Genomic DNA, 20,619 nt, shown 5'->3' on the forward strand with positions numbered 1-20,619 from the left:
GCCGTCAGGCCATTTCACGAATGTCAAAAATGGATACCGCGCCCAGGCCGTGGCCCAGCTCCAGCATCATGTAGCCAGTGGCGGAGTTGATGTGCACTTTGTTGACGGTGGCGGCAACCATGGTGAGGGCTTCGCCGTTCTCACCACCGGCCACGGTCTTGGCATTGAGGCTGTACTCACCCGGGGGCAGGCCCAGGGCTTCCGGGTCCAGCTCGAACTCCACCTCTCCTTTGGACTGGCTGCCCTTCTCAATGGTGGCGACCACGTCGCCGTTCTCATCGGTCACTTCCAGGGTCAGCGACTCCACGCCGTTCTCCAGGAAGATCTTGCCGTTGACGGTGTCGGTGCCCAGCTCAACGCTGTCTGCGTCCACCAGCACTTCGCGGCCGATCAGGTTGGTGGTGCCCAGCACCTGCAGGTTTTCCATCAGAATCGCCTGGTTCTGCTGACCCAGTCGCAGATGCTCCAGACTCTCCACCTGAGAGAACTGGGCCAGCTGAGTCACGTATTCGGTGCCGTCCAGCGGGTTGAGCGGATCCTGGTTCTGGATCTGCGCCACCATCAGCGTCAGGAACTCGTTTTTCAGCGCGGTGGAGCTGTTGGGGTTGTTGGTGACCTGCGGATCCGCGCTGGTCTGGGTGCCCTGGGCACCGTCAATGGCGTAGCTGTTCACGGGTTACATTCCCCCCAGTTTGAGCAGGCCCTGCTGCATGGAGCGGGCACGGGACATGATGTCGACGCTGGTTTCAAATGCCCGGGTGGCGGCCATCATGTCGGCCATCTCCTGGACGGTGTTGACGTTGGAGTAGGTAACGTAACCCTGCTCATTGGCCATCGGGTGGTCCGGCTCATAGCGGCTTTCCAGCGGCGCATCGGACTGCACCACCCCGGCGATCTGGACGTTGGCGGACACACCGCCCCCATTGCCCTGCTCATACAGGGTCTGAAACACCGGCTTAATGGCGCGGTAAGCGCTGGCTTCGTCCGGTGCCGCCGCCTCAGCGTTAGCCAGGTTACTGGCCACGGTGTTGAGGCGGATGCTCTGGACGTTCATCGCTGAGCCGGCGATCTGGTAGATGTCGACAAAAGACATGATTAACGGCCCTCAATGGCCTTTTGCAGGCCCTGAATTTTCATGTTCAGAAAGGTGAGGCTGGTCTGGAAATCCATGGCGTTCTGGGAAAACCGGGCCTGCTCCTGTCCGAGTTCAACGGTGTTACCGTCTGCCGAGGTCTGGTACGGCACCCGGTAGGCGTGGTCGTAGTTACGATCCGTCGCCTGGCCCCGCTCCAGCTGGGTCATCAGCCTGGAAAAGTCCAGGTCGCGGGCCAGGTATCCGGGGGTTTCGGCGTTGGCCAGGTTGCCTGACAGCACCTTGGCGCGCTCCACCCGGAAATCCAGGGTCTGACCGTGAACCCCAAGGGCGGCATCGAGATTGATTGCCATGATGACTCCTTCTTCACTTGTCTCGGCTAAACGGCAGTGCCACCATAGTGGTTGGCGCCATCCACACAACAAGAACCGTGCCAAGGTTTAAATTCTTTTAGGGTCAATGACTTACAGAAATCCTTCCGCAAAAACAGGAATCCGCCTTTCCGCTTGGTTCCCCCTGTTCTGGCTCCTGTTTCCGCCTTTCCTCCAGGCCGATGACAACGCTTCCGCCAGCGCCGAACGCCAGGTTCGGCTTGCCATGGAAGCCAAGCTCAACCGCGAACTCAGTGACTGGAGCCAGCGCCACGGCCTGGCACTGCATCAACGACAGGTTCGGGTGGATGGCACCGCCGGACTGGCCAGTCAGCCCCCCTGCCCCACTCCACTGCGGGTTGACCCGCCCGCCGATCAGGCGTTGCCGCTGGGGCGCATTCAACGTCAGGTCAGCTGTCCGGCAGAGGGATGGCGCTACTACATTCGTGCCCGGGTCAGTGCCGTGGCGGAACTGCCGGTGGCACGCCATCGCCTTGGCCGGGGCCACACCATCCAGGCCAGTGATCTGACCCTGGCCAAGCGTGAGTTGGGGGTGACCAGTCAGGATTGGGTGTTTGCCCGTGATGCGCTGGTGGGCCAGAGTGTGCGCCGGGCGATCCGGGCGGATAAGCCGATCCGCCACAGCCAGGTCACCGCCCCCAACTGGGTCAGCCTCGGTCAGGAGGTGCTGATCGAAGCGGCCGGCGGTGGCTTCAGTGCGGTGATGAAAGGGGTGGCCCTGGATGCCGGTTCCGAGGGGCAGCCGGTACGGGTGCGCAACCTCAGCTCGGGCCAGGTGATCACCGCCTACCCGGTGGCACCAGGAAAAGTGCAAACCCGGTTTTAAGTTTTGACGCCGAGGGGTCGCTTTTTTGACAGTGACAAGAAATTTTCCCCCTGAGCAGTGAGCCAAGATGATGGAAATCAACAAATTATCTTCGAACTACCCCGCCAGCCTGGCGACGCAGAAAAAGCCGGTTCACACCCCGGATGCTGCCCCGTCCGCCCGTCCTCAGCATAAAGAGGCGATCAGCGACGACTGGCAACTGCTGGAACAAGCGGAACAGGAACTGGCGGGTCTGAATGACGTCGACATGGACAAGGTCAACGCCCTGCGCAACGCGCTGAGCAACGGTCAGTTCGAGCTGAACATGAACGACCTGGCTAAATCCATGCTGGAGCAACACGGCTAAATGACCAGCAAACGGGAACGTCTGCAGCTTCTGGTGCGGGAGATCCGCCTCGATATCGAGGATTACCAGCAGCTGCGGGCTTTGCTGCGTTACCAGCGCAGCCTGCTTGAACGTCGCGACCAACAGGCCCTGAGCCAGCACAATGAGCGGGTGGAAACCCTGTGCGCCAAGCTTCGCCAGCGGGCGGAGCGACGCACCGAGATCCTGACTCAGCTTGGGGTGCGCGCCGATGCCACCGGTATGCAGCGCCTGTTTCATGCGTTGGGTCCGCAGAGCCGTCACACCGTGACCAGCCTGTGGAACCACCTGCAGCAGCTGGTGCGCGACTGCCAGGCAGAGAACGAGGTGAACGGTAAGCTGTTAGCGGGCCAGAAAAGCCTGCTCGACCGGGTGCTGGGGGGCGCCCAGGACCAATCCGAGCCAAAGGATTACAGCACCCTGAACGCCAACGCCTGAGCGCGTCCGCTAGCACTGAAAAGCCCGCCGATTGGCGGGCTTTTTCGTGTCGGTGGCAGGGCCTCAGGGCAGCGGGATCTGCTCCTCTTCATCCCCGGGCACCAGCGGGAAGCGTCCGGCCTGCCAGTCCGCTTTGGCCTGAGCAATGCGGTCCTTACTGCTGGAGACAAAGTTCCACTCCATGTAACGGGGCGGCATCGCTTCCCCGCCAATCAGCGCCACCAGGCTGTCGGTCTCGGCCGTCACCGTGACCCCCGCCTCCGGGGCCAATACCGCCATGGCGTGCTCAGACAGCCTGGTCTCGCCCACTTTGACGCCGCCACTGACCAGATACAACGCCCGCTGCTGAGCCACGGGCAATGTCAGCGACTGGCCAGCGCTCAGACGTGCCTCCAGATAGAGGGTCTCGGCAAAGGTTTTCACCGGTGAGCGCTGCCCATAGGCTTCTCCCATGATCACCCGCACCGGCACCTTGCCGACCTGAGTCTGAGGGATCGATTTTCCGGGGTAATGGTAGAAGGCGGGTTGGGTCTCTTCGTCCGCTTCCGGCAGCGCCAGCCACAACTGAAGGCCATGCAGTCCATGGGGTTGGGCGGTCACCTCCGGACGCTCACGCTCTGAGTGGACGATGCCCCGCCCGGCAACCATCAGGTTCACGTCGCCCGGCTGAATGGGCTGGAGGCTGCCCAGCGAGTCGCGATGCAGGATCTCACCTTCAAACAGGTAGGTCACCGTGGCCAGATTGATGTGGGGGTGAGGACGCACATTGATGCCCGTTCCGGCGGCAAAGCTGGCGGGGCCCATATGGTCGAAGAACACCCAGGGGCCGACGCTTCTCAGTTCGCGGGTGGGCAGGGTACGTCGTACGCTGAATCCCCCCAGATCCTTATCCTTGGGGGTCACCACCCGTTCGATGGCGCCACAGCCCGGCTGGTGTTCACAGGGCAGTTCGGTAGAGGGGGTATTCAGGCTCATAAGCGTTGCAACTCCGGTTGTTGCGGGACGCTGACGCCCCGATTCACGCATTCCTTACCGCTCCAGACTAGCGCAAGCTGAGGGCAACAGGAACCGCCACCACCTCCACAGGCCAGAACGCCATGCCGGGCAACAGACACAAAAAAGCCGGCCCAGCGGCCGGCGACAGAGGGCGGTTGAATCAGCGTTTGCGCACCGCCAACTCGTCCATCTGCTTCTGCTCAAGGCGCATCGCCTGAGTCTGTTTGCGGCGGCGTTTCTCCCCCTCCAGCCACACCAGCCCCTGGCGGCGGCCCAGTTGGCGCCGCCACTGGCCATCCAGGCTGCTCAAATCGGCCCGGGCCACCTCCTGCTGACGCTGGCACTGTTCCACCAACGGCGTCAGCTGCGACACCATCTGATTGCGGTTGGCCATCAGCAGCACGTTGGCTTCGCGGGCACCGTGGTAGTCGCCGATCAGAGCAGAGAGCTGGGCTTCGTGCTGCTCCAGGCGGGTCAGGCGCTGCTGACGCTCGGTACGTTGGGTGCCGAGCGCCACCAGGCGTTTCTCCTGCTGCTCCCGCAGCAGTGTGATGGCATCAGCCATGGTTGAATTGCTCCATCAGTTGGCGCAGCGCTTCGCGACTGGCCTGGTAGTCCTGAGATTCGTTCATGCCCTGGCGCAGAAACTGGGCGATGGCCGGCTGGGCCTGCACCGCCAGATCCAGCTCAGCATCCTGCCCCGGCTGGTAACCGCCCAGCGGCAGCAGTTCACGCACCTCCTGATAGCGGGCATTGAGGTGGCGCAGACGCTGCATGGCAGCCAGGTCCTCGGGTTCCACCAACTGGGCCGCCAATCGGGAGGCCGAAGCGTTGACGTCGATGGCGGGGAAATGCCCCTGCTCCGCCAAGGCGCGGGAGAGCACAATGTGGCCGTCGAGAATGGCCCGGGCTGCATCGGCCACCGGGTCGTTCTGGTCATCCCCCTCCACCAGCACGGTGTAGAGCGCCGTCAGGCTGCCCTGCCCGCCTTCGCCGTTACCGGCCTGCTCCACCAGCGACGGCAGCTGGGTAAACGCCGAGGGCGGATAGCCCCGGGTGGCGGGCGGCTCGCCCAGGCTGAGCGCCACTTCACGCTGGGCCTGGGCGTAACGGGTCAGAGAGTCCACCAGCAGCAGGACATCGTGGCCCTCGTCGCGGAAGCCGGCGGCGATGCGGTGACACAGGCGCATGGCGCGCAGCCGCATCAGCGCCGTGGCGTCGGCAGGTGCCACCACCACCACCGCGCGCTGGCGCCCTTCCGGCCCCAGCGAGTGTTCAATAAATTCGCGCACCTCGCGGCCCCGCTCGCCCACCAGCCCCACCACTACGATGTCGGCCTGGGTAAAGCGGGTCATCATCCCCAGCAGCACCGATTTGCCCACACCGGAACCGGCAAACAGCCCGAGACGCTGGCCCTTGCCCACCGTGAGCAGGCTGTTGATGGCGCGAACGCCCACGTCCAGCGGCGCATCGATGGGACGGCGCAGCAGGGGGTTGGGGGTGTGGATGCGGCCGGAAAGTGAGCGCACCTTGTGCAGCGGCCCCAGACCATCAATGGGCTCTCCGCAGCCATCCAGCACCCGGCCCAGCAGACCGGAGCCGATCACCGCAGGGGCAGTACCGGAGAGGGGCTGTACCCGGGCACCGGGCACCAGGCCGTCGGTGGGCGTCACCGGCATCAGGCAGAGGGTGTCGCGGTGGAACCCCACCACTTCCGCTTCCACCATGGTGCCGTCGCGACGCTCCACCAGACAGCGTTCGCCGGTGCCGAGGTCACAACCGACCGCTTCCAGCAGCAGGCCGGTCACCCGCACCAGCCGCCCGTAGATGCGGGCGACCGGGACATGGGGCCAATCAATGATCGCCGTGTTCTGGCGCACCAGCCGCCTCCGCCTGCTCAGCCAGGTCCATCGCTTCAAGACGGGCCTGCACCTGGTTCATGCAGGTTTCGAGGCGCGCTTCGGCGGACCCGTCCGCATCGAGGTTTTCCGACACCACGCGACAGCCGCCGGGGCTGATGCCCGGGTCCGCCACCAGGGTCCAGTCCTGGATCCGTTCCGGCGCCAGCTCTTTAAGGCGCTCAACCGCAGCGGGTTCGAGGTGGATCTTAACCCCCTCCTGGCCATCCGGCAGCGCCCGCAGGGTTTCCTCCACCAGGCTCAGCACCTGTTGGGGTTGCAGGGTCAGTTCGCAGCGGATCACCTGCTGCGCGACCCGCTGTACCAGCTCCAGAATCAGGTCCCGCTGCTGCCGAACCTGGGTCTGATAGCCCTCTTCCAGTACCCCTTTTAGGGCCTTAACCGGCACCAGTGCCTGCTCCAGCTCGTCACGAGCCTGGGCACTGGCCTGGGTCAGGCCCTCCTGACGGCCACTAGCAAAGCCCTGCTGACGACCGGCTTCGAGGCCCTGCGCCAGCCCTTCGTCGTAGCCTTTCTGCTGGCCCTGTTGCTGGCCTTCGGTAAAGCCCTGGTCAAAGCCCTCCTGATAACCCTGCCAGCTGTCGCCCTGACCGGCGGTGGCTTCACCCTCCACCGGCAGCGGGGTAAAGCGATAGGGACGGGCGCGGGCGCCATCCAGACGGTAACGGTTGTGCACGCTCATCACTCCACCACTTGCTCTTCGTACAGTTGCAGCTCAATTTCGCCTTCGCTCATCATGCGGCGAGCAATCGCCATCACCTCAGCACGGGCTCCATCGGCGCGGGACAGCGGCACCGGGCCGAGGGTATCCACCTGCAGCTCCAGCGCCTGCGACATGCGCTTGGGCAGTGCCGACATCAGGCGGCGTTTGAAGTCGCTGTCGATGCCCTTCAAGGCCAGTGCCAGCACCTCCTGCGGTACCTCCTGAAGCAGGTGTTGCAGGGTTTCGTCGCTCTGGCGGGCGAGGATGATGAAGTCAAACATGTTGGCTTCGACTTCCACCGCGAGGCCCTGGTCGTGCAGCTTGATCATCTCCATCAGCTGGCTGCGGTCACCACTGAAGCGGTTGAGAATGCCGGCCACCTGACGCACCCCGGTGACCCGGGTGTGGCTGCGCTCGTTGGCGACAATCAGGCAGCGGTCCACCAGCTCTTTCAGCTCTTCGATCACCTGACGGTCCAGTTCACCCAGTTGGGCGATGCGCACCAGCAGTTCATCGTGGCTGGCCACCGGCAGGCGTTGCAGTACCTGAGAGGCGGATTCCGGCGGCAGCAGGCCCAGCAGCACCGCTTGCAACTGCGGGTGCTCCGGGGCGATCTGGCGGGCCAGCAGCGCCGGTTCCACCCACTCCAGGCGCTGCACCAGGGTTTTCACCTCGTCACCGTAGATGGAGTCAAGCAGCCCCTTGGCCAGCTTGTCGCCCAGCGCCAGGTCCAGGGTGCGCTGCAGGTAACCGCGGCTGGCACGGGCGATGCCGGCCTGGGCGCGGTAGTCGCTGAAGAAACGTTGCAGCACGCTTTGGGCGTCTTCCTGACGCACGTTGGAGAGACGAGCCATCATCTGGCTGACCTGCTGCACCTGGTGGCTGGAGAGGTTGGCCAGCACCTTGGCGGCCCCCTGCTCGCCCATGCTGACCAGCAGCATGGCGGCTTGTTCAACACCGCCCAATTGGGTGGCCAGTTCGGAATTAGTCGCGCTCATTGTTGCTCATCCATTGCGTGATCACTTCAGCCACCCGGGCCGGTTCTTCATTGGCCAGCAGGCTCAGGTGCTCCAGCTGTACCGACAGGGCGGAGCCCGGCGGCGGCAGTTCCGGCGTAACCGGTTCAACCACCGGCTCATGCTTGGGCAGCAGCGCAGCCTGGGCGGCTTCGGCCTGGGCTTTCTCCTGCTCGACGGTACGGGTCAGGTGTTTCACCAGCGGACGCAGCACGAACAGGATCAGGCCCAAGCCCAGCAGTGCCCCAATCAGGTAGCGCAGGTAGAGCTGGTACTCCTGGGTTTGCCACCACGGCAGCGGCTCCATCTCCGGCACCGGCTGGGCCGCAAACGGGAAGGCGTGCAGGCTGAGGCTGTCGCCCCGGGCCGCTTCAAAGCCGATGGCGTCCTGCACCAGCTGACCGAGTTGGTCGAGTTGCGCCTGGCTCCACTGCCCCGCTTCGCTGTTCAGCAGTACCGACACCGACAGACGCTCAAGCTGGGCCTGCTGGAACTTGGTGTGACGCACGGCACGGCTGGTTTCAAAGTAGCGCTCACTCTCGCTGGAGAGGTTCTGGGCCGGGGCGGCTTCCTCTTCGTCGGCGTTGGTGGCCGGCGGCTGGTTGGAGAGTGCACCGGGGATGCCGATGGCCAGGTTGCCGCCACGGGTGTCGGAACGGCTGGCTTCACGAGTCACCACGGTGTTTTCCGGGTCGACCTGCTCACGGGTCTCTTCGATCTGGTCAAAGTTGACCCGGGCCGCCACCTGAACCCGGTAGTTGCCGTAACCCAGAATCGGCTGCAGCATGTCGCTGGCACGCTGGTTCAGGGCCTGCTCCATCTGCTGGTTGTAGGTCAGCTGGCGCTCACCGGAACGGGCCAGCTCCTGGGCCAGCTCGAGATCAGCACTGAGCAGGCGACCGTTCTGGTCAACCACGGAGACGGCGTCCACCGGCATGGCCGTTACCGCGCCCACCACCAGGTTGACGATCGCCTCAACCTGATCGCGGCTGAGGGTGGCACCGGAGTAAAGCTCCAGCATCACGGCGGCGGAGGGCTTTTCCGGTTGCTGACGGATAAACAGGGTGCGCTTAGGGATGGCCAGGTGGACCCGGGCACTGCGCACCGCTTTCATCGCCATGATGGTGCGGGACAGTTCGCCCTCCAGACCGAGGCGATAACGGGCCTCTTCCAGAAACTGGCTACTGCCGAGGGCGCCGGCTTTGTCCAGCAACTCCATCCCCGCCGGCATCTTGGCACGAATGCCTCGGGCGGCCAGGGTCATGCGGGCGCGGCCAAGCTGATCTTCCAGCACCAGGATCTGGCCGCTGTCGGCCTGCATCCGGTAGGGGATCTTCTCCGCTTCCAGCACCTCGATGATCTCGGCACTGTCGAACCCTTCCTGGCTGCCATACAGCGGCCGGTAGCCACGGCTGGCGGTCCAGAGCACCAGCACAATCACGGTGGCCACGACGGTGGCCATCACGGCAATCACCAGGACCTGACGGTCACTGCGACTGGCCCCCTGCCAGCGCGCCCAAAGGCCGCGCAGCCGGGCCATAAAGCCACCCTCGTTGGGCGGCGTCATCGTATCAGCGGTTGCTGTGGTCATCCTTTGGTTTCCTTACAGCGGCATCTTCATGACGTCATCAAATGCCGTCACCAATTTGTTTCTCACCTGCATCAGCGCACTGAAGGACAGGCTGGCTTTCTGGGAGGCCACCATGGCCCCGACCAGATCGTCACTGCGGCCCAGATCAACCGCGGTGCGCATGGCATCGGCACGGTTCTGGTCGCCGCTGATCTCATTCACCTTGTGGTTCATCAGTTCGGAGAAGGAGGGAACGGCGGTGACCCCCGGCTGGCGATCCATCGGGTTGGGGCCGATGGCGATCTCTCCGGCAGCCCGTTCGCGGTTGATCTGCAGGCTTTCCTGCATGCGGGCCTGGGTCAGGGCGATGGATTGGGGCATGTCAGACTCCAACTGAACGTTCAGGCGGCATCAGAGGGTTGCAGAAGACGGTCGATGTCCATCCCCTGCTCCCGCATCTGAGCCAGTTTGTAGCGCAACGCCCGGGTGGTCATACCCAGAGCCTCGGCACTGCGGCTGCGGTGGCCGTCGAAACGGCGCAGCACATCCACGATGTATTGGAACTCGGCCTGGCGCTTGGACGCCTTAAGGCCGGATTCGGCTTCGACAGGGGCTGGCATCGCCTGCACCGACGCGGGCAGGCCCAGTTCGGCCACCTGCAAGGCGCTGCCTCGGCGCATCACCAGCGCCCGCTGGACGGTGTTTTCCAGCTCACGCACGTTGCCGGGCCAGTCATGGCCCATCAGCACCTGGCGGGCGGCGTCACTGAAATGGCAGCGGCTGCCCTCGCCATACTGGGTCAGGAAGTGCTCCGCCAGCGGCAGAATGTCTTCCCGGCGTTCGCGCAGCGGCACGGTTTTCAGCGGCAGAACGTCGAGGCGATAGAACAGGTCTTCGCGGAAGCGGCCCTCCGCCACGGCCTGGCGCAGGTCCTGGTTGGTGGCGGCAATGATGCGGATATCCAGGGCGATGCCATGGTGGGCCCCCAGGCGCTCCACTTCGCGCTCCTGCAATACCCGCAGCAGCTTGGCCTGCAGCAACAGCGGCAACTCGCCGATCTCATCCAGCAGCAGGGTGCCACCGCTGGCGGCTTCAAACTTGCCGGGCTTATCGGCGTGGGCACCGGTAAAGGCGCCTTTGACGTGGCCAAACAGCAGCGATTCCAGCATCGCTTCCGGAATGGCCGCGCAGTTAACCGCCAGGAAGGGGCCATCGGCGCGGGGCGAGTAACGGTGGATAAAGCGGGCGAGCTGCTCTTTGCCGGTGCCACTTTCGCCTGTCAGCAGGACGCTGGCGTCGGTTTGGGCAGCCCGGTGCGCCAGCATCAGCAGCTGCCGGGAACGGGGGGAACAAGCCACCATATCGGCCTGATCCTGTTCCAGCTGCATCAGTCGCGCCAACTGGCTGACCAGGTGGTCAGCATCCAGCGGCAACAGCAGATAGTCCTGAGCGCCATGACGCATCGCTTCGCTGGCCAGCGCGGTTTGTTCCGGGGCCACCAGCGCGATCTGATATTTGCTGTCACTGGCGGCCAGCGCGTCTGCCACCTGGTCCGGACGGCACTCACTGAGATCCACCAGCCCGACCCAGACCGGGTCGTTGTCCTGAGCGATCTGGTAACCCTGCAGCTCCAGCTGGGCGCGGATGATGCCGGGCACGGACAGCGTTCCTAAGCCCAGGCGGGGGGCCTCAATGCGTGCCACCGGCCACCTCCTGTACTTGGCCATCCCGCACCAGGCGGATGGTAACGCGGCGGTTGTGCTGGCGGCCCTGCGCGTTGTTGTTGCTCAGCAGCGGGTATCGCTCGCCGTGGCCGCGCACCTGGATGCGGTCGCGGCTGATGCCACGCTCGTGCAGCAGCGCCCCAACCTCATCGGCGCGGTCACGGGACAGCGCCAGATTGGCCAGATGGTCGCCGACGTTATCGGTATGGCCATCCACCAGCACTTCGGTGATGCGCGGGTCGGCCGCGACGTAGGCGGCGATGTCGCTCAGTTGGTTAAGCTGGGCGGTATTGGGCAGCAGCTGCCCGCTCCGGTAGCTCAGGGTGACATGACGGACGGCAGAGAACGGCTGAGGCACCAGCGCGGTGCGGCATTGGCGGAACTGATTGAGGGCAGAACGTACGGCGACCGGTTCCGCATTCAGGCGGTAACCGGATTCGTCACTGATCTGCACCTCCAGCTGCCAGCCCAGGCCCTGCTCCAGTGCTTCCAGATAGGGGGTGGCATCCCCTTCCATCGCGGCCTGGCGGCCGGTCCATTGCCACAGGCGCATGGCGGAAGGGGCCGCAGCGCGGTGCTGCCATTGCGGCGCCACCACCTGGCTTTCACTGCGCAGTGGCGTGTTCACCAGCCAATCCGCCTGCAGCGACAGTCCCAGCGGTTGCCCCGGACGGTCGGCCAGCACCAGGGTGCCAAATCCGGCCACCTGCTGGCGCAGCTCGCAGTGGAAACGGTCACCCTCAAAGCGCCACTGGGCACCGTCCATGGGAGTACGAAATTCACTGTATTGCGTTGCGGCCTGGCAGGTAAATCCGCCAAGTAAAATAACCAGGGTCCCTGCTGCTTTTTTAATCATGGCACTCACTGTCCGATTACCGTCATATTTAACAGCGTCAATTAATCAAACGCGTTTAAATTTTCAGGGCACAAACTTAAATTCAAACCGGGGTGAAATGCAATATTGATATTCGGATTTTTTTACTGCTATGGTATCGCCCAAAGCCAGACACATCAGGGCTTTGCGACAAGGCAGACGTCAATTTAATGGCATCACAAACGGATTTTTGACAGCGTCACAAAAATGAGCGAACCAAAGATTAGATTTGCAATTTTATTAAGCGACAGAGAATTGTCAGCGTCAAAATATATGAGCGAGTCGGGTTTTTGTCGCAGCGTCAATTATTCATATATTGCAGAACTAACGTCGACCTTTTCGTTTTTATTTCGAGTTCGTCACAACTTTTAGGGAACCGACTCAATGAAAACTACTGCCAAAGCCACGGTGCTGCGGGCAGCCGATCAACACGCTTATCGCCCGGTTGCCCTGGTTCAGGAACGCCTGGCTCGCAGCCGTCTGCTGTTTGAGCTGGAGAAGCGTCACCGCCAGGTTCTGGATGCCGTAGGCCAGGCCCTGACGCCCGGTACCGGACGGGGTCAAAGCCCGCTGGCCGCCATCAGTGCGGTGCACGATAACGCGCCGCTGGGCCGCGAACTGGCGTGGTTTCAACTTAGCCATGAGCGCCAACCCCTGACCTGGTGGGGCATTGATCGTTGCAGTCTCGACCAACTGGCCAGCAGCTATTACGGCGGCGGCCAACGCCCGCTGAGCTGCCCCCTGACCCCGCCCAGCCAATCCGAACTGCGCCTGGTCAAGCGCCTGATGGTGGCGGCACTGGACGCGCTGGCGCAGGAGCGCTGGGATATCGACGCCCTGGATCTGGAAGTGCTGGAGCCGGGCCAGACCCTGCCTGCGCCCCTGCGCTGGCAGTTTGACTGGGCGCGGGAATCCGCTCTGCCCAAGATGCAGTGGATGCTCAGCGATGCCGCCCTGGCGAGCCTGACCCGCACCCCGATGCAGGCACCGGTCGCTCCGGATCTGGCCCAGCGCCTGAAGCGACGCCTGCACCAGTTGCCCATCCGCCTGTCTTGCCAGCTTGGCGGCCAATCCATGCCGACCGAGGCGCTGGCCGGTTTGCAGCCGGGTGAAATCCTGCCGTTGACGCTGGTCCGTCGCAGCCCCGTGGCCGTTGGTGGCCGCCCGATTTTCCACGCCACTGTCCACGCCCATGAGGGGCAACTGGTGGCCAAACTCACTCACGAACTACATCAACACGAGGATTAATCGATGTCCGAAGATACTTTGCTGCTGGACGACGATCTGCTGCTGGACGACGACCTCTTTGCCGATGAACCGGCCGCCAAACCGGCTGCCGCGCCCCGCCCGGCCCGGGACATGAACTTCTTCAGCCACCTGCCGGTGCAGGTGTCTCTGGAGCTGGCCAGCGCCGAGCTGAGCCTGGGTGAGCTGATGGCCCTGGGTGAAGGTGACATCGTGGCGCTGGACCGCATGGTCGGTGAGCCTCTGGATCTGCGCGTCAACGGCACCCTGCTGGGCCGCGGTGAAGTGGTGGAAGTGAATGGCCGCTACGGCGTGCGCCTGCTGGAAGTGGAAGCGAGCAAGCTTTCCGGTCAGGGCGCCTGACACGATGCGGGTATGGTTAGTCTTTTTGCTGCTGCTCAGTCCCTCGGCGCTGGCCGAGGGCGGGTTAACCCTGTTTACCATGACCGACGGGGCCAGCAGCCAGGAATTCGGCGTCAAGATGGAGATTCTGGCGCTGATGACGGCGCTGAGTTTCCTGCCGGCCATGCTGCTGATGATGACCAGCTTTACCCGCATCATCGTGGTACTGGCGGTACTGCGACAGGCTCTTGGCCTGCAGCAGAGTCCGCCCAACAAGCTGTTGATCGGCATCGCGCTGGTGCTGACGCTGTTTATCATGCGCCCGGTGTGGACCGAGATCCACGAACAGGCGTTTCTGCCCTACGACAACGGTGAGTTGACGCTGAAGCAAGCGGTGGCCGTTGCCGAAGTGCCGCTGCGCACCTTTATGCTGGGCCAGACCCGGGAAACCGATCTGGAGCAGATGCTGAAGATCGCCGGAGAGTCCACTCAGCTGAGCGCTGAGGAGGTGCCCTTCTCGGTGCTGATGCCCGCCTTTGTGCTGAGCGAGCTTAAAACCGCCTTCCAGATTGGCTTCCTGCTGTTTATCCCCTTCTTGGTGATCGACCTGGTGGTGGCCTCGGTGCTGATGTCGATGGGTATGATGATGCTGTCACCACTGATCATCTCGCTGCCCTTCAAACTGATGGTGTTTGTGTTGGTGGATGGCTGGTCGATGACGGTCGGCACCCTCGCCGCCAGCTTTGGATTGGGCTAGGAGCCGCCATGGACGCACAACAACTGACCGCCATCTTTGCCGATGGCATCTATCTGGTGGTCGCCATGGTGGGGGTGTTGATCATGCCTGGCATGGTGGTGGGCCTGGTCATCGCCGTATTGCAGGCCGCCACCCAGGTAAACGAGCAAACCCTGTCGTTCCTGCCCCGTTTGCTGATCACCCTGTTGATGGTGCTGTTTGCCGGTAACTGGCTGCTGCAGCAACTGGCGGACCTGTTTAACCGCCTGTTCCTCGACATTCCGATGTTGATCGGCTGACCATGTTTGCCTTCTCTACCGAAGAGATTCTGCTGATGATTGGCCGCATCTGGTGGCCTTTCTTTCGCATCGCGGGCGCCTTCGCCCTGATGCCCTTCTTCTCCAACGGCCATGTCCCGGTGCGGGTAAAAGTGCTGTTGGCGTTTTTCCTCGCCACCCTGGTGGGGCCGGTGCTGCCGACCCCACCACCGGTGGACCCGCTCTCTGCCCACGCCCTGCTGATCGCCTTCGAACAGTTGGCGGTTGGCGCCATGATGGGACTGATCCTGTCGATGCTGCTGCATATCCTGTCCATGCTCGGACAGATGCTGTCGATGCAGATGGGCCTGGCGATGTCGGTGATGAATGACCCGGCCAACGGCGTCAACCACGCCCTGCTGGGTCAGTGGATGGTGATGTACGGCACCCTGCTGTTTCTGGCGCTGGATGGCCACCTGGTTGCCCTTGGCATTGTGGTGGAGAGCTTTACCCTCTGGCCCATCGGCAGCGGCGTGCAGGAGCTGCCGCTGATGATGCTGATCATGAAGTTTGGCTGGACCTTCGCCATGGCGTTGATGCTGGCCATCCCGGCGGTGATGGCGATGCTGATGGTGAACATCACCTTCGGCGTGCTCAACAAATCCGCCCCCACCCTGAACGTCTACTCCCTCGGTTTCCCATTGGCGATGATGCTGGGCCTGGTGAGCATTCTGATCTCCTTCAGTGGCCTGCCCGGCCGCTATACCGACCTCTGCCTGGACGCCCTCACCGCCATGCACCAGTTTGTGGGGGGGACGCCATGAGCCAGTCTGCCGCCGATAAAACGGAGAAGGCCACACCCCAACAGATTAAAAAGGCCCGGGAGAAGGGGCAGGTTCCCCGCTCCAAGGACCTGGCCACCGCCGCTTTGTTTATCGGCTGTGCGCTGATGCTGCTGGCCAGTGCCGACTGGTTCGCCCGGGGCACTGCCGACCTGTTGCGCTACAACATGTCCCTCACCCGCGAAGACCTGATGGCCCCGGACGTGATGGTGCGCCACGTCGGCGCCTCGCTGGTGGCGATGATCAACCTGCTGAGCCCGTTGTTTCTCCTGATCGCCGTGCTGGCACTGGTCGCGGGCGCCCTGCCCGGTGGCCCTCTGTTGAGCCTGAAAAACGCCGAGTTCAAAGGCAGCCGCATCGACCCCATCGCTGGCATCAAGCGGATGTTCTCGATGAAGTCGCTGGTGGAGCTGATCAAATCGATTCTTAAGGTATCGCTGATCCTCGGCACCCTCTACTTCCTGTTGCGGGGTCGACTGGAGGGCTTGCTGGGGCTCTACCGCATGCCGCTGGATCAGGCGGTCGCCGAAGGCGTCAGCTTTCTGGCCTTCGGCATCCTGACACTGGGTGTGGTGCTGCTGTTTATCGCCCTGATCGACGTGCCCTGGCAGATCTACGACCACCAGAAAGAGCTGAAGATGACCCGTCAGCAGGTTAAGGACGAGCACAAGCAGATGGAGGGTAAGCCGGAGGTGAAGGCGCGCATCCGCCAGATCCAGCAAAAAATGGCCCGCTCCCGCGCGGAAACCGCCATCCCCAAAGCTGACGTGCTGCTGACCAACCCCCAGCACTATGCCATCGCCCTGAAATACGAGCCTGATCGCGCCGACGCACCGTTCGTTCTGGCCAAAGGTACCGATGAACTGGCACTGCACATGCGCCAGCTGGCCCGCCGCCATGGCGTCGAGATTATCGAAGCACCGCCGCTGGCCCGGGCGGTGTACCACTCCACCCAGGTGGACCAGATGGTGCCCCAGGCCTTGTATGTGGCCATCGCCCAAGTGCTGTCCTACGTGCTTCAGCTCAAAGCGTTTCGACGGGGTCAGCAGCAGCGGCCGGAGCCGCTGCCCAGTTTCCACATTCCTAAGCATTTGCGTCATTAAATCGAGGACTCGATGATGAAGTTTGGCCTTCCGGCATCCCTTGGCATTAAACAGAGCTTTATCGGCATTCCGATACTGCTTCTGGCCGTTCTGGCGATGGTGATCCTGCCCCTGCCGCCCTGGCTGCTGGACATGCTGTTCACCTTTAATATCGTGCTGGCGATTCTGGTTCTGCTGGTGGCGGTGGCCGCCACCCGACCGCTGGATTTCTCGGTGTTCCCCACGGTGTTGCTGCTGGCGACCCTGATGCGTCTCACCCTGAACGTCGCCTCAACCCGGGTGGTGCTGATTGAGGGTCACCAGGGCGGCGATTCGGCCGGTAAGGTGATCCAGGCCTTCGGTGAGGTGGTGATCGGCGGGAACTATGTGGTCGGTATGGTGGTGTTCCTGATCCTGATGATCATCAACTTTGTGGTGATCACCAAAGGGGGGGAACGTATCTCGGAGGTGAGTGCCCGCTTTACCCTGGACTCCCTGCCCGGTAAGCAGATGGCCATCGACGCCGACCTCAACGCCGGTGCCCTGTCCCAGGAGCAGGCCAAGGATCGTCGCGCCGAAGTGGCGCGGGAAGCCGACTTCTACGGCAGCATGGACGGTGCGTCCAAGTTTGTCCGTGGTGACGCCATCGCCGGTATCCTGATCCTGTTTATCAACATCATCGGTGGTGTCGCCATCGGTGTGTTCCAGCACGACATGAGTGCCGGTGACGCGTTCCGCACCTTCGCCCTGCTGACCATTGGTGACGGTTTGGTGGCGCAGATCCCTTCGCTGCTGCTCGCCGTGGCCGCGGCCATCATCGTCACCCGGGTGTCCGATGCCGAGGAGATGCCGGAGCAGGTGTCGCGCCAGCTGCTGGCCAATCCCGCCGTACTGGGCACCACCGCCGGGGTGATGGCGATCATCGCTGTGGTACCGGGTATGCCCACCATGGCGTTTGGCGCCTTTGCCCTGGTACTGGCCTTTGTGGCCTGGAAACAGCATCAGTTCACCCCACCGGCCCCACTGGAGCAGGTGGAGGAGAAGATTGAGGCCGCCCGGGCCGAAACCAAATCCCCCACCTGGGAGGCCCTGCCCTACACCGACACCTTTGAGGTGAGCCTGGGCTACCGTCTGGTGCACCTGGTGGACAAGAACAAGGGCGCGGAGCTGCTGACCCGCCTGACCGGCATCCGCCGCACCCTGTCCGAGCAGGCCGGTTTCCTGCTGCCGGAGGTGCGGGTGCGCGACAACCTCTCGCTCGCGCCCACCAGCTACCAAATCGCTTTTATGGGGATCCCGGTGGCCTCCGGTGACCTGGAGCCGGAGCGCCTGCTGGCGATCCAGTCCGGTCAGGTGTACGGCACCATCGACGGCACCCTGACCAAAGACCCGGCCTACCAGATGGATGCCGTGTGGATTGACCCGGACAACAAAGCCAAGGCACTCAACCTGGCCTACTCCGTGGTGGACACCGCCACCATCATCGCCACCCACGTCAGCAAGCTGATGCGGGAACGACTGGCGGATCTGATCCAACACGACGACATCACCGCGCTGACCGACCGGCTGACCGCCCAGGCACCGCGTCTGGCGGAGTCCCTCAACAGCGCGCTGACCCCCATCCAGCAATTGAAGGTGTACCGTGCGCTATTGCGTGAGCAGGTGTCGCTCAAGGACATCCGCACCATCGCCACCACCCTGCTGGAGTGTTCCGAGAACACCAAGGACCCCATCCTGCTGGCCGCCGACGTGCGCTGTGCCCTGAAGGAGACCATCCTGCACCAGATTGCCGGCAGCCGCGGCAAGCTGGAGGTGGCCACTCTGGCGCCGGAGCTGGAACAGACCCTGATGAACGCGCTGGCTCAGGCCCAGAAAGGCGGCCAGGTGCCACTCGACAGCTTCGCCATCGAACCGGCGCTGCTGGCCCAGCTGCAAAGCAAAATGCCCGCCCTGACCGGCATGATGCAGGAGCAGGGTCACCCCGCCATCTTGCTGGTGCCACCGCAACTGCGCCCGGTGCTGGCGCGCTACGCCCGGGCCTTTGCCCGTGGTCTCAATGTGCTCTCTTACAACGAGATGCCCGAAGACCGCGAACTGGCGATTGGCGCCACCCTGGGATAATGCTTTCCTGGCATGTTGGCGGCCTCCGGGCCGCCTTTTTTTTGGTTTATCGCATATTTTCGTGGGAACCTTGGCTCCGAGCCCGTTACGACCTACCCAGCCATTGCCGGGATGCCCCGGCGGGCACCAGAAGGGCGTTGCCCCTCTGGACTCCCCTATGCCTCCGACGCGGCGAAAGCCCCTCGCTCCCACTCCTTCCCATTCAGCACTGGCCAGACTCGCATCCCTGCTCGGCTGGCACTCGGGCCATCCCTGGCCCTCGGCTTCACTCCCAGTCGCTCCCGCTCGGCGCCGCGAGTCGGCCTCTGGTGGACGGCTACGCCGTGATAGTCGGGTGCTTCCTCCGATTCAGAGGAAACACCAGCTCTTCGAGACAAGTAGAGGTCATCGGGATTTTATCGCTTGGTGATATCGCTTTTGTTTTATTTCCCCGCTAATCCGCGACGAACCTTTTCTTTGCCCTCGTGACGCGTGGGCTGTTCACTGGGGGATTTTTGTATACAATCTTCAAAAACCGAACAGCAAGGAACCCCAATGACTCTGCCAATCGGCGTCGGTGGCGCCACCATGGAGGACGAGCTGGCTCGTCTGCGAGCCCTCAGCTTCCCCCACTCCCCCATCAGCAGCGAAGAGTACCAGGCCCGCCGCGAGCGCCTGATCACGCAGATGCAGGCCCATAACGTGGGCGCGGTGTACCTCAATGCCGGCACCAACCTGTACTACTTTACCGGCCTGAAATGGTACGCCAGCGAGCGCCTGGTGGGTGCCCTGCTGACCGTCAGCGGCGAGCTGATCTACCTGGCTCCCCACTTCGAAGCCGGCTCCATCGCTGACTTCTGGCTGGAGCCCGGCCCGCTGGCGCTGTGGCATGAGCATGAGAGCCCCTACGCCCTGGTGGGCGCGGAACTGGCCCGGCTGGGTCTGGCCGAGACCACCCTGGCGGTGGACGGCAGCGCCGCGTTCTTCCTGGCGGATGGCCTGCGTCAGGCCAACCCGAATCTGTCGCTGATCAACGCCGACCCGCTGCTGACCGCCTGCCGCGCCTGCAAATCGCCGGCTGAGATCGCCCTGATGCAGACCGCCAAGGCGAAGACCCTTGAGGTGCACAAATCCGCGGCCCGGATCCTGCGTGAAGGGATCAGCACCAGCGAAGTGACCGCCTTTATCAATGAAGCCCACAAAGCGGTTGGTGCAGCGGGTTCCAGCTTCTGTATCGTTCTGTTTGGTGTGGCCACCAGCTTCCCTCACGGCGTCAAAGAAGCGCAGATCCTGAAACCCAATGACTGGGTGCTGATCGACACCGGCTGTCTGCTGGAGGGCTACAACTCCGACATCACCCGCAGCTACTGCTTCGGTGAAGCCAGTGACGCCCAGCGTCATGCCTGGCAGGCGGAGAAAGCCGCCCAGATCGCCGCCTTTGAGGCCGCGCAGCTGGGACAGCCCTGTGAGGCGCCCGATTACGCCGCCCGCGCGGAGCTGGCGCGTTTTGGCTTTGGTCCCGACTACCAGTTACCGGGCTTACCCCACCGCACCGGCCACGGTTGTGGCCTGGATATCCATGAAGGCCCCTACCTGGTGCGCGGCGACGAAACCCCGCTGGCCACCGGCATGGTGTTCTCCAACGAGCCGATGCTGGTGGTGCCAGACCAGTTTGGTGTGCGCCTCGAAGACCACTTCTATATGGGCGACACCGGCCCGGTCTGGTTTACCCAGCCCAGCCACAGCCTGGATGACCCCTTCGGGCTGCAAGCCTGAGCCATAAAAAAAGCCCACTCCTGTGGGCTTTTTTGTTGGTGCCGGGTTTTCGTCATGTGGGCTTATCACCAACGGCAACACGCTGACTCGGCCAGCCACCCTATTCCGGTTGTGCTCCGTGGGCCACAGGCCCACGCTACGGCTGCCTGCGCTCTAAAACGACAAAACCCGCAACACTGTGCGGGTTTTGCTGAAGATGGCGGTCAGGGAGAGAGGAGCTTCACCCCTTCGGGGCCGCCGCAAGCGGCGTCACTTCGGCGTAAGCGCCCATCTCTTATAAAGAGCGCGAACTCTGCCGAGCCTTCTCATTCTCCCTGACATCGT

Annotated in this window: 23 protein-coding genes; 11 read left to right on the forward strand and 12 right to left on the reverse strand. The window is 63.2% G+C overall.

From position 1 onward, the window contains the following. Nucleotides 1-4: 4 nt before the first annotated feature. From FBAL_RS11805 to flgB, 3 genes are read right to left on the reverse strand one after another with little or no spacing between them, the layout of a single operon-like run. Nucleotides 5-673, reverse strand: a complete 669-nt coding sequence (locus FBAL_RS11805) for a flagellar hook capping FlgD N-terminal domain-containing protein (RefSeq protein WP_013345823.1) — start codon at nucleotides 671-673, stop codon at nucleotides 5-7. Between the two features lie 3 nt (nucleotides 674-676). Next, nucleotides 677-1,093, reverse strand: coding sequence for a flagellar basal body rod protein FlgC (gene flgC / locus FBAL_RS11810; RefSeq protein WP_013345824.1), 417 nt, complete (start codon nucleotides 1,091-1,093; stop codon nucleotides 677-679). A 2-nt stretch (nucleotides 1,094-1,095) separates the two neighbouring features. Beyond that, the gene (gene flgB, locus FBAL_RS11815; RefSeq protein WP_013345825.1) at nucleotides 1,096-1,446 is read right to left on the reverse strand and encodes a flagellar basal body rod protein FlgB; all 351 of its coding nucleotides are present in this window, start codon (nucleotides 1,444-1,446) and stop codon (nucleotides 1,096-1,098) included. Nucleotides 1,447-1,690: 244 nt separating this feature from the next. On the opposite strand from flgB, the gene flgA reads away from it, so the two are divergent. The 3 genes from flgA (at nucleotide 1,691) to FBAL_RS11830 (ending at nucleotide 3,113) form a co-directional block, all read left to right on the forward strand. After that, nucleotides 1,691-2,311 (forward strand): flagellar basal body P-ring formation chaperone FlgA, encoded by a 621-nt coding sequence (gene flgA, locus FBAL_RS11820; protein ID WP_049779465.1) that lies wholly within the window; start codon nucleotides 1,691-1,693, stop codon nucleotides 2,309-2,311. A gap of 67 nt (nucleotides 2,312-2,378) precedes the next feature. Continuing rightward, entirely contained in the window at nucleotides 2,379-2,657 is a 279-nt protein-coding gene (gene flgM, locus FBAL_RS11825) for a flagellar biosynthesis anti-sigma factor FlgM (protein WP_013345827.1), read from the forward strand. Continuing rightward, nucleotides 2,658-3,113 carry a flagellar protein FlgN gene (locus FBAL_RS11830; RefSeq protein ID WP_013345828.1) on the forward strand — a complete coding sequence of 152 codons (456 nt, stop codon included), beginning with the start codon at nucleotides 2,658-2,660 and terminating at the stop codon, nucleotides 3,111-3,113. It begins immediately after the preceding gene. 63 nt (nucleotides 3,114-3,176) lie between these two features. Here the strand turns inward: FBAL_RS11830 and FBAL_RS11835 are convergent, their stop codons facing one another. From FBAL_RS11835 to FBAL_RS11875, 9 genes are all read right to left on the reverse strand, one after another. Further along, entirely contained in the window at nucleotides 3,177-4,088 is a 912-nt protein-coding gene (locus FBAL_RS11835) for a pirin family protein (RefSeq protein WP_041251283.1), read from the reverse strand. Nucleotides 4,089-4,269: 181 nt separating this feature from the next. Then, nucleotides 4,270-4,674: a flagellar FliJ family protein gene (locus FBAL_RS11840; protein ID WP_013345830.1), complete on the reverse strand. Its 405-nt coding sequence runs from the start codon at nucleotides 4,672-4,674 to the stop codon at nucleotides 4,270-4,272. Further along, nucleotides 4,667-5,989: a FliI/YscN family ATPase gene (locus tag FBAL_RS11845; RefSeq protein WP_013345831.1), complete on the reverse strand. Its 1,323-nt coding sequence runs from the start codon at nucleotides 5,987-5,989 to the stop codon at nucleotides 4,667-4,669. Before FBAL_RS11845 ends, FBAL_RS11840 begins: the two co-directional genes overlap by 8 nt. Then, nucleotides 5,964-6,710: a flagellar assembly protein FliH gene (gene fliH / locus FBAL_RS11850; protein WP_013345832.1), complete on the reverse strand. Its 747-nt coding sequence runs from the start codon at nucleotides 6,708-6,710 to the stop codon at nucleotides 5,964-5,966. Before fliH ends, FBAL_RS11845 begins: the two co-directional genes overlap by 26 nt. Further along, nucleotides 6,710-7,729 (reverse strand): FliG C-terminal domain-containing protein, encoded by a 1,020-nt coding sequence (locus FBAL_RS11855; RefSeq protein WP_013345833.1) that lies wholly within the window; start codon nucleotides 7,727-7,729, stop codon nucleotides 6,710-6,712. The genes fliH and FBAL_RS11855 overlap by 1 nt, the downstream gene beginning before the upstream one ends. Further along, on the reverse strand, nucleotides 7,716-9,338 hold the full coding sequence (gene fliF / locus FBAL_RS11860) for a flagellar basal-body MS-ring/collar protein FliF (RefSeq protein WP_013345834.1): 1,623 nt from the start codon (nucleotides 9,336-9,338) through the stop codon (nucleotides 7,716-7,718). The genes FBAL_RS11855 and fliF overlap by 14 nt, the downstream gene beginning before the upstream one ends. 12 nt (nucleotides 9,339-9,350) lie before the next feature. Continuing rightward, nucleotides 9,351-9,698, reverse strand: a complete 348-nt coding sequence (gene fliE, locus FBAL_RS11865; protein ID WP_013345835.1) for a flagellar hook-basal body complex protein FliE — start codon at nucleotides 9,696-9,698, stop codon at nucleotides 9,351-9,353. Nucleotides 9,699-9,718: 20 nt separating this feature from the next. After that, the gene (locus FBAL_RS11870; RefSeq protein ID WP_245544402.1) at nucleotides 9,719-10,966 is read right to left on the reverse strand and encodes a sigma-54 dependent transcriptional regulator; all 1,248 of its coding nucleotides are present in this window, start codon (nucleotides 10,964-10,966) and stop codon (nucleotides 9,719-9,721) included. 40 nt (nucleotides 10,967-11,006) lie between these two features. After that, nucleotides 11,007-11,807 (reverse strand): MotY family protein, encoded by an 801-nt coding sequence (locus FBAL_RS11875; RefSeq protein ID WP_049779469.1) that lies wholly within the window; start codon nucleotides 11,805-11,807, stop codon nucleotides 11,007-11,009. 492 nt (nucleotides 11,808-12,299) lie between these two features. Here FBAL_RS11875 and FBAL_RS11880 point away from each other — a divergent pair, with 492 nt between their 5' ends. From FBAL_RS11880 to FBAL_RS11915, 8 genes are all read left to right on the forward strand, one after another. Further along, nucleotides 12,300-13,163, forward strand: a complete 864-nt coding sequence (locus tag FBAL_RS11880; RefSeq protein ID WP_013345838.1) for a FliM/FliN family flagellar motor switch protein — start codon at nucleotides 12,300-12,302, stop codon at nucleotides 13,161-13,163. A 3-nt stretch (nucleotides 13,164-13,166) separates the two neighbouring features. Beyond that, nucleotides 13,167-13,523 carry a FliM/FliN family flagellar motor switch protein gene (locus FBAL_RS11885; protein WP_013345839.1) on the forward strand — a complete coding sequence of 119 codons (357 nt, stop codon included), beginning with the start codon at nucleotides 13,167-13,169 and terminating at the stop codon, nucleotides 13,521-13,523. 4 nt (nucleotides 13,524-13,527) lie between these two features. Further along, nucleotides 13,528-14,259, forward strand: coding sequence for a flagellar type III secretion system pore protein FliP (gene fliP / locus FBAL_RS11890; protein ID WP_013345840.1), 732 nt, complete (start codon nucleotides 13,528-13,530; stop codon nucleotides 14,257-14,259). Between the two features lie 8 nt (nucleotides 14,260-14,267). Next, a complete protein-coding gene (locus FBAL_RS11895; RefSeq protein WP_013345841.1) occupies nucleotides 14,268-14,537 on the forward strand; it encodes a flagellar biosynthetic protein FliQ in 270 nt (89 codons plus the stop codon). A gap of 2 nt (nucleotides 14,538-14,539) precedes the next feature. Continuing rightward, the gene (gene fliR / locus FBAL_RS11900; RefSeq protein ID WP_013345842.1) at nucleotides 14,540-15,319 is read left to right on the forward strand and encodes a flagellar biosynthetic protein FliR; all 780 of its coding nucleotides are present in this window, start codon (nucleotides 14,540-14,542) and stop codon (nucleotides 15,317-15,319) included. Then, on the forward strand, nucleotides 15,316-16,440 hold the full coding sequence (flhB, locus tag FBAL_RS11905; RefSeq protein ID WP_013345843.1) for a flagellar biosynthesis protein FlhB: 1,125 nt from the start codon (nucleotides 15,316-15,318) through the stop codon (nucleotides 16,438-16,440). Before fliR ends, flhB begins: the two co-directional genes overlap by 4 nt. A gap of 12 nt (nucleotides 16,441-16,452) precedes the next feature. After that, the gene (gene flhA / locus FBAL_RS11910) at nucleotides 16,453-18,540 is read left to right on the forward strand and encodes a flagellar biosynthesis protein FlhA (protein ID WP_013345844.1); all 2,088 of its coding nucleotides are present in this window, start codon (nucleotides 16,453-16,455) and stop codon (nucleotides 18,538-18,540) included. 534 nt (nucleotides 18,541-19,074) lie between these two features. Further along, the gene (locus FBAL_RS11915) at nucleotides 19,075-20,295 is read left to right on the forward strand and encodes a M24 family metallopeptidase (protein ID WP_013345845.1); all 1,221 of its coding nucleotides are present in this window, start codon (nucleotides 19,075-19,077) and stop codon (nucleotides 20,293-20,295) included. The last annotated feature ends 324 nt before the right edge of the window (nucleotides 20,296-20,619 follow it).

The sequence above is a fragment of the Ferrimonas balearica DSM 9799 genome, assembly GCF_000148645.1.
Taxonomy (GTDB): domain Bacteria; phylum Pseudomonadota; class Gammaproteobacteria; order Enterobacterales; family Shewanellaceae; genus Ferrimonas; species Ferrimonas balearica.

What these genes read in the sequence shown, in the direction of transcription:
- FBAL_RS11835 (WP_041251283.1), bottom strand. Translation starts at nt 4,088, where the DNA reads ATGAGCCTGAATACCCCCTCTACCGAACTGCCCTGTGAACACCAGCCG.
- flgA (WP_049779465.1), top strand. Translation starts at nt 1,691, where the DNA reads ATGGAAGCCAAGCTCAACCGCGAACTCAGTGACTGGAGCCAGCGCCAC.
- fliF (WP_013345834.1), bottom strand. Translation starts at nt 9,338, where the DNA reads ATGACCACAGCAACCGCTGATACGATGACGCCGCCCAACGAGGGTGGC.
- flgB (WP_013345825.1), bottom strand. Translation starts at nt 1,446, where the DNA reads ATGGCAATCAATCTCGATGCCGCCCTTGGGGTTCACGGTCAGACCCTG.
- FBAL_RS11895 (WP_013345841.1), top strand. Translation starts at nt 14,268, where the DNA reads ATGGACGCACAACAACTGACCGCCATCTTTGCCGATGGCATCTATCTG.
- fliH (WP_013345832.1), bottom strand. Translation starts at nt 6,710, where the DNA reads ATGAGCGTGCACAACCGTTACCGTCTGGATGGCGCCCGCGCCCGTCCC.
- fliE (WP_013345835.1), bottom strand. Translation starts at nt 9,698, where the DNA reads ATGCCCCAATCCATCGCCCTGACCCAGGCCCGCATGCAGGAAAGCCTG.
- flgC (WP_013345824.1), bottom strand. Translation starts at nt 1,093, where the DNA reads ATGTCTTTTGTCGACATCTACCAGATCGCCGGCTCAGCGATGAACGTC.
- fliP (WP_013345840.1), top strand. Translation starts at nt 13,528, where the DNA reads ATGCGGGTATGGTTAGTCTTTTTGCTGCTGCTCAGTCCCTCGGCGCTG.
- flhB (WP_013345843.1), top strand. Translation starts at nt 15,316, where the DNA reads ATGAGCCAGTCTGCCGCCGATAAAACGGAGAAGGCCACACCCCAACAG.
- FBAL_RS11855 (WP_013345833.1), bottom strand. Translation starts at nt 7,729, where the DNA reads ATGAGCGCGACTAATTCCGAACTGGCCACCCAATTGGGCGGTGTTGAA.
- flhA (WP_013345844.1), top strand. Translation starts at nt 16,453, where the DNA reads ATGATGAAGTTTGGCCTTCCGGCATCCCTTGGCATTAAACAGAGCTTT.
- FBAL_RS11885 (WP_013345839.1), top strand. Translation starts at nt 13,167, where the DNA reads ATGTCCGAAGATACTTTGCTGCTGGACGACGATCTGCTGCTGGACGAC.
- FBAL_RS11875 (WP_049779469.1), bottom strand. Translation starts at nt 11,807, where the DNA reads ATGGACGGTGCCCAGTGGCGCTTTGAGGGTGACCGTTTCCACTGCGAG.
- FBAL_RS11915 (WP_013345845.1), top strand. Translation starts at nt 19,075, where the DNA reads ATGACTCTGCCAATCGGCGTCGGTGGCGCCACCATGGAGGACGAGCTG.
- FBAL_RS11840 (WP_013345830.1), bottom strand. Translation starts at nt 4,674, where the DNA reads ATGGCTGATGCCATCACACTGCTGCGGGAGCAGCAGGAGAAACGCCTG.
- FBAL_RS11880 (WP_013345838.1), top strand. Translation starts at nt 12,300, where the DNA reads ATGAAAACTACTGCCAAAGCCACGGTGCTGCGGGCAGCCGATCAACAC.
- FBAL_RS11830 (WP_013345828.1), top strand. Translation starts at nt 2,658, where the DNA reads ATGACCAGCAAACGGGAACGTCTGCAGCTTCTGGTGCGGGAGATCCGC.
- fliR (WP_013345842.1), top strand. Translation starts at nt 14,540, where the DNA reads ATGTTTGCCTTCTCTACCGAAGAGATTCTGCTGATGATTGGCCGCATC.
- flgM (WP_013345827.1), top strand. Translation starts at nt 2,379, where the DNA reads ATGATGGAAATCAACAAATTATCTTCGAACTACCCCGCCAGCCTGGCG.